This window comes from Robinsoniella sp. RHS (assembly GCF_001029355.1).
In the GTDB taxonomy this organism is placed as follows: domain Bacteria; phylum Bacillota; class Clostridia; order Lachnospirales; family Lachnospiraceae; genus Robinsoniella; species Robinsoniella peoriensis.
In genome coordinates, this window is the sequence record NZ_JNGB01000089.1 from 21,588 (window position 1) to 27,894 (window position 6,307).

General features: G+C 43.6%; 3 protein-coding genes and 2 pseudogenes. 1 reads left to right on the forward strand and 4 read right to left on the reverse strand.

The window, feature by feature from the left end; all coding sequences use genetic code 11:
- Window positions 1-51: 51 nt before the first annotated feature.
- From RHS_RS22625 to RHS_RS31685, 3 genes and pseudogenes are all read right to left on the reverse strand, one after another.
- Entirely contained in the window at window positions 52-483 is a 432-nt protein-coding gene (locus RHS_RS22625; RefSeq protein ID WP_027296254.1) for a DUF1648 domain-containing protein, read from the reverse strand.
- A 187-nt stretch (window positions 484-670) separates the two neighbouring features.
- Window positions 671-1,777, reverse strand: a complete 1,107-nt coding sequence (locus RHS_RS22630; RefSeq protein ID WP_047834441.1) for a hypothetical protein — start codon at window positions 1,775-1,777, stop codon at window positions 671-673.
- 891 nt (window positions 1,778-2,668) lie between these two features.
- Window positions 2,669-2,815 (reverse strand): annotated as a pseudogene (locus RHS_RS31685) (DUF6783 domain-containing protein); the annotation flags it as partial.
- On the opposite strand from RHS_RS31685, the pseudogene RHS_RS31690 reads away from it, so the two are divergent.
- Window positions 2,753-2,965, forward strand: a pseudogene (locus tag RHS_RS31690) (DUF6783 domain-containing protein). The pseudogenes RHS_RS31685 and RHS_RS31690 sit on opposite strands and share 63 nt — an antisense overlap.
- Here the strand turns inward: RHS_RS31690 and RHS_RS22635 are convergent.
- A partial coding sequence (locus RHS_RS22635; protein ID WP_395023383.1) for an InlB B-repeat-containing protein occupies window positions 2,883-6,307 on the reverse strand: 3,425 nt, incomplete at its 5' end. The pseudogene RHS_RS31690 and the gene RHS_RS22635 sit on opposite strands and share 83 nt — an antisense overlap.

Consider the following 6,307-nt stretch of genomic DNA (forward strand, 5'->3'; position numbering starts at 1 on the left):
TTTTATCAAAAAAAGCAGAAGATTTTTCCTGCTTCTGCTTTGACAAACATATTATTTATTTTTTATTCTTTTTTGCTCCCATTTCCAGCATACCACACCAGATATAACAGCAATAACACCGCTGAGGAACAGACTTTGGTTAATACCCAGCCAGTCCGGTAACCGCATTCCCTTTGCTCCACAATAAGCCCCGGCAATAAAAACCACTTCCATCAGATTGAAATATACCAGAGTTCCAATGTTAATACCAAAAGCGCCGGCTATTGACTTTTTTTCTGATTTAAACATTTCTTTCAAAAACAGCCCCATAAATCCTGCAGCAAAAGGCAGAAGCAGCAAAACAAATTTACTGCCATATCCATCCGCCTCTCCCCTGATATTCCAATGCATTACTACTTTAGATGGCAGAAAAAACAACCCGGCAACAGCAATAAAAAACGGGACAGCCATTAAAACAGTGAATATACGATATTCCAGTTTCACAACCCATCACTCCTCTCACCCCTGATCTGCTACCATTATACCCTGATGTTGTCCCGTTTTTCAACACTAACTGCCCAAATACAGATTTCGGCGTTCAAAATACAATTCTGTAATTCGATGCTTTACCTGTATGCTTCACTTTTGCGCTTTACTTTCATCGGCGCACCACATTCATGCTGCGATTTTATTAAAAAGCACTTTCCTGGGCTGCATTTGCGCTTCCTTCAAAATTGAAATTTTCTTTACTTCTATAATACTCATTTACCCGTTCTTTGGTATTGTCTATATCACAAACTTCGAATCCGGTCAGATCACCATTCTTATCCCGCAAGGCAAATACATCAACTTCTCCATCATTCCCGCTGGACATAGAACCGCTAAAACTTTGTCCTTCCCATACTCCGTCCTCAAAGTAACGTACTTTTTTCCCGTTATAATAATATTCGTGTTCTTTTTCATCACGCTTCAAACCATATTTTTCGTATATCTCAGTTGTCTTATCTGTTATTTTCTGATAAATGTGGCTTAACTGCAGAAAGTACCTGCGCTGAAGAGATGCGGCTGCTTCAAAAACGGAATCCCATTTCTGGTAATTCACATCATAGTTTTCGGATCCGTAAACCAGTGCGTCCAGATTATAATAAGCATCATCCTGTACCGTACTTAATTTATCGCATATGTCATGCATAGACTCTTCCAGGCTGTCCAGTTCATTCTGAAAACCGGGATTGCTCCAATCTTTTTCTTTTCCAAGCAGCGTCTTCCGGTCAGCTTCCTTTTTTTCCAGGTCTGCCTTTAGTTTGAGAAACTCGGAATTCACTTCATCGAAAGATTTTTTTAATGCTTTTTCCTGGGAATCATCTCTTTTTCCATCCTCCATAGCGCTCTCACAAGCGTAGGTCTCAGCTATATCGGTCACATTTGATCCAAATACCGACATATCCTTCATCCAATAAGTATCCGCACTTCTGTCTGAACTGGCTTCACTGACTGCACTGATTTCACTGATTTCATTAGATGCACTGACTTCACTGGATGCTCTGACTTCACTGGATGCTCTGACTGCACTGATTTCATTGACTGCGCTGATATCCCTTACACCACTTACTTCACTGACTGCGCTGATTTTATTTATCCGGGATGCGCCTTCGCATCCAGCAGTCTCTTTTTGTCCGGCTGCAAATGCCGTCACTGTCACCCCAGCCAGGACAACAACCCCACAGATTCCCCCGATTACTTTGCCTGTACTTTTGACTTTACCATTTTTGTTATCCGTACATTTCATTTCTTTCATGACTTCTTATCCTCCTTATTGTTTTTTCATATTAGTTTATTCTATCGTAGTAGAATATCTTAAAAACATTCTACTACGATAGAACGTTTTTGTCAAGATTATGTAATAATGATATTAAATAACACATACGAAGCTGCGAAAGATTTGATATTATGATACGTTTTTCTTAAACTAAAGCCAGGTGATCCAGTCCTGATAAATACCTCATTCATATATTCACCCCAATCTTAGAATAGACCCAAATACAAAAGCAAATTGGTGTATGTGCTTGTAACCGCCCCTATGCTTGCCATCAATATCAGCTCTAACTATTACTTTTATCAGACTGAAAACTACACCGCCGTATTTTACTGTGACATTTTAATGCTGCTGGTGATCGGAATTGCATTAAAGCTTTTTACCAATCAACTGATGCAGTGGTGTTTTAGCTACATTAGACAGTTTCCAACTTCATGAAGAACGCGGTCGCCGCCTGCGCCGCTGTCCCCGAGGAGAAGCGTATCCTTTGCTTCACCGCCGTGGATACCAGGCTGCTGCTACTTGAAATGACAAATCCCTATGTAGGCGAAGTCATGATGGACAAACGTGGTCTGCCAGCCAAGTAGATAGACATGGCTGGGGCAGCCGAAGCGTTGCGGCTTTTGTAAAAAGATGCGACGGAAATCTGGTGTATGAGATGGCGAGGGCATATTTCGGGTGCGGCTGATGCTGTGAGAAAAAAGTAAACACTCCCTTCTTTAACGTGCTATCCTGTTCTGGGAACTCACGGTAATGAAGGGAGTGCTTTTTATTTAAGAGTTGAATTGATCAGCCGCTTCCGGCTCCCAATGCGCATCTACAGACGACAGGCGCTGGCACGGGACATTTTATTTTCGGCTGTCGCCGATTTCGCTAACCATTCCAGCCACTCAGGATATCTAGTACATCATTACACAATGCTGTACTAGAGCGTGTTTTAAAATTGCTTTCTGGCAGCTGTGCGTCACAGTTTGTGGGAGATTTGTCCCGGATGAAGGGCGCGTAGCGGGCTACGTAACCTGAATTCGGGGCAAATATGCCGCAAAGTGGGGCGTACAGATGGCAGGAATGAATTTTCAAACAGGCTCTAGGACATCTTCACCTTTTTCACACTGGAATAGCTGCTATAAATTTTCTTGCTGCCAACTCTCTTGTATCTTCTCATTCTGAACTGATAAGTTGTGCCTTTTTTAAGTCCGGACTTTTTCAGACTGGAAGCAGATTTTGATTTGGATGCAATCTTTTTATATTTCTTCCTGCCCGCTTTCATGTAAATCTCAACTCCGTCACACCTTGATGTTTTCTTCCAGGTGATCTTCACCTTTTGGGTACCCGTTTTGCTCACCTTTAACGATGGTTTTGCAGGTACGGTAGCCGTTTTCAAAGTGGAGGAAAAGCCGCCTTCTTTTATTTCCGAACCTATTTGATTGTATGCTTTTACTTTATAGCTGTAATTTGTTCCGTCTTTGAGTCCCGTATTTTTATAACTGAGAGAAGTGGTAGTCTTTACTTTTTTCCACTCATTCCGGCGGCTGTCGTAACGGTATACATGGTATCCTTTGGCATTGGCAGCCTTTTCCCATGTAATTTTAATACTCTTAGTCTTATTGTAAGACGTCTTCAAGCCTGTTACATTTGAAGGCACCGCCACAATTTGTTTCCAGTGTGCATATACAGTCATGTTTGCAGTGATCCGCGTGGATGCCGTAAACTGTGTTCCTCCGTCTGCTGCCGTAAACCATCCCAGGAACTGGTAACCATTTCTGGATGCGGCTGGCAGTACGGAAATAACGCTTCCTTCATTGACCGTTATGCTTGGTGTATTGGTATTTCCGCCGTTTGCATGAAAGTTAACTACATATGCCGGTACCGGCTTCTTCCCCCATACTGCGGTAAAGGTAATATCCTGAACCAACCTGTACTCGCTGCCAGGCTGATAAGTATTCATACCGTCGTTCCATCCCTGGAAAACAAATCCCTCTTTTGTATAACTGTTATCCGGAAGGGCAAATGAACTTCCCGCCAAAATGGTTACCGGTTCCGGAGATTCGCCTGCTGCTCCTTCTCCGCCTTCAAAATAGGCTGTCACCTCAGTCTCCGGAACATCGCTGAACCATTCTGCTGTGAATACGGTATCCATTCCAGGAACGAGATAAGTATCTCCAGGCTGATAGATGCCGTTTCCGTCATTCCAGCCGTTGAACGTAAATCCTTCTTTCACAAAAGTATTGTCCGGTAACACAACCTGTGCTCCCTCTTCCCCTGTAATGGAAACCGGAGCATCACCAATTGCCCCTTCTCCGCCTTCAAACGATAATGTATAAATCTCAGCGATTTCTTCCTGCCACTGTGCAGTAAATATCACATCATAGGAAGGAACCGTATAAGCATCCCCAGGCTGGTAAATTTCTTCTCCATCTGCCCATCCCATAAATGTGAAGCCTTCTTTTGTAAAGGTATTATCCGGAAGTGCGATCTGCTGTCCTTCCTTTCCCGTCATGGATTCCGGTGCATCTCCGGTTGTTCCTGCTCCGCCTTCAAAAGTAATCTGGTAAGTCTGTTCTTCCTCTTCCGGAATAATCTCATATACATAAAATTCCGCAGCCGAGATAAATTTATCATTGCCGGAATCCCCTCTGGTAGAAGTTGCCCTGATCTGGATTCTTCTGGCATTTATCGTATTGAATATGATTTCTTTTTTATCAGCTGTATCGCTAAAGGTTCCGGTTCCTCCCGGCACTTCCATGAAATCGTCCCCATTTTCCGTAGGGCTGTAATAAAGCTGATAGCCAAGAATTCTTCCATTGATATTATTGGGTCTCGGTACATATTCCAGTTTGCGGAGTATGCGTGATTTTCCAACATCGATTGTAAATTCATTACGGATATTATTTGGAATATCCGGTTTTACAGCTGCACTTCCTGACCAGTTGCTGTGCCAGTAGGTGGTTTCATTGCCATCCACTGCCTGATCTGCATTGCCGTCTGCACCGCTGCCTTCCTGGCTTCCCGCCGTGGCAATTAACTCACCGGAATTGATCTTCGTGAGCGTTCCTTTGATTACCAGGGCATCTACTGCCTCTGCCAGTCCCGCCAGTTTTTCATCCAGCTCTTTCTGTTTTACATCCTCTTTTTCAAGTATTTCTTCTGCTGCCGCAACAGCCTGGATTACAGCCTGATAGGAATCTTCTGTATAGAGTTTCGCATCCAGCTCTTTTGCTTTGGCTACTGCTTCCTGAAGTTGTGTCTTGTCAGCCGGAATATCTTTCAGTTTTTCCAATGCATCGGTAATCGCAGCCAATGCTGCCGCTACCTCTTCCCTGGAAGCTTGTGCATATCCAATTACGCCTTCTGCGTCATCCATGGCATTTTTCAATGCGGCATAGGTTTCTTTAGTGTAGTATTTTTCGTCAATCGCTAAGGCTTGAGTGTACTTTTCAATTAAAGATGATTTGTCCTCCGGTACCACCGGATCCGGTTCTGCTGTTACCAGATACATCTCATGAAGTTCCGGTGCTGTCTGGCTCCAGGAAATTTTTATTTCAAATACATCGCTCGCTTCCTGTCCGAAGTCTTCCAATACATTCAGGCTTTTATTTAAAGTGCCGATACTCTTCCAGTCGTCTTTGCCGTAACGTATGGAAACATCCGCATCCGATAGGGTATTCGGGCTTTGAAGAATGGTAATCCCAGTCACTTTTGTATTGCCTGATACCCGGTAGGTAAGGCTTCCTTCTCCTTCTTTTTTGGATGAGCGGTAGGTTGTGGACACGTCATTATCGGTTATATAAGAAGGCCGGTGCCCTTTTTCTTCCACATCAGTGGTCACAAACGTTGGATTGTTTTCAACCGGTATATACTCGTTGTCGTTGATTTCCAGCTCATTAAAGCGAATCCATCTTGCATTATAGTCTTTGGTCACCGATATTTTAACATATCTGGCTTCCTGGTTTACCGGTTCTGCTGTAGATAACGTGTAATAAGATATTTCGTGATCCGGAAAACATTCATCAATGGTCACCTGCCCCGGATCTTTATCCGGATTGCCAATCGTAAGGACATCTGTCCAGTTTTCAAGATCTGCGGAAATGGATACCTTTCCATTCCGGATAAAATCCACTTCACTGTCATGCTGCACCATTTTCAGTTTCTTAACAGGAATGGTCTGGCCCAGATCATAAATCATATACTGGCCTTCCTTCTGGGATACACTGAAGTTTGCCTTTGAGCTGCGGTCTCCGTCCACTGCAAGATCCGCATTGGTTATTGAGGATGCTGCAATATTAGATTCCATAAAATGGGGCGCCGCGATTTCTTTTGACCTAACGGCAAACTGGGACAGTTGAAAAGTAACCGGTGCGCTGCCACTGTTTATCAGGCGGACATACCTGATATCCATGCCGCCGGACAGATTGCCCGGATTCACAGCCTCCCATTCCGTTCCGTTGACCGAAGCCTCCATGGTCAGTTGATTCTGCTGTGTATAGTCCGAATTAATTTCGACTACGTTTC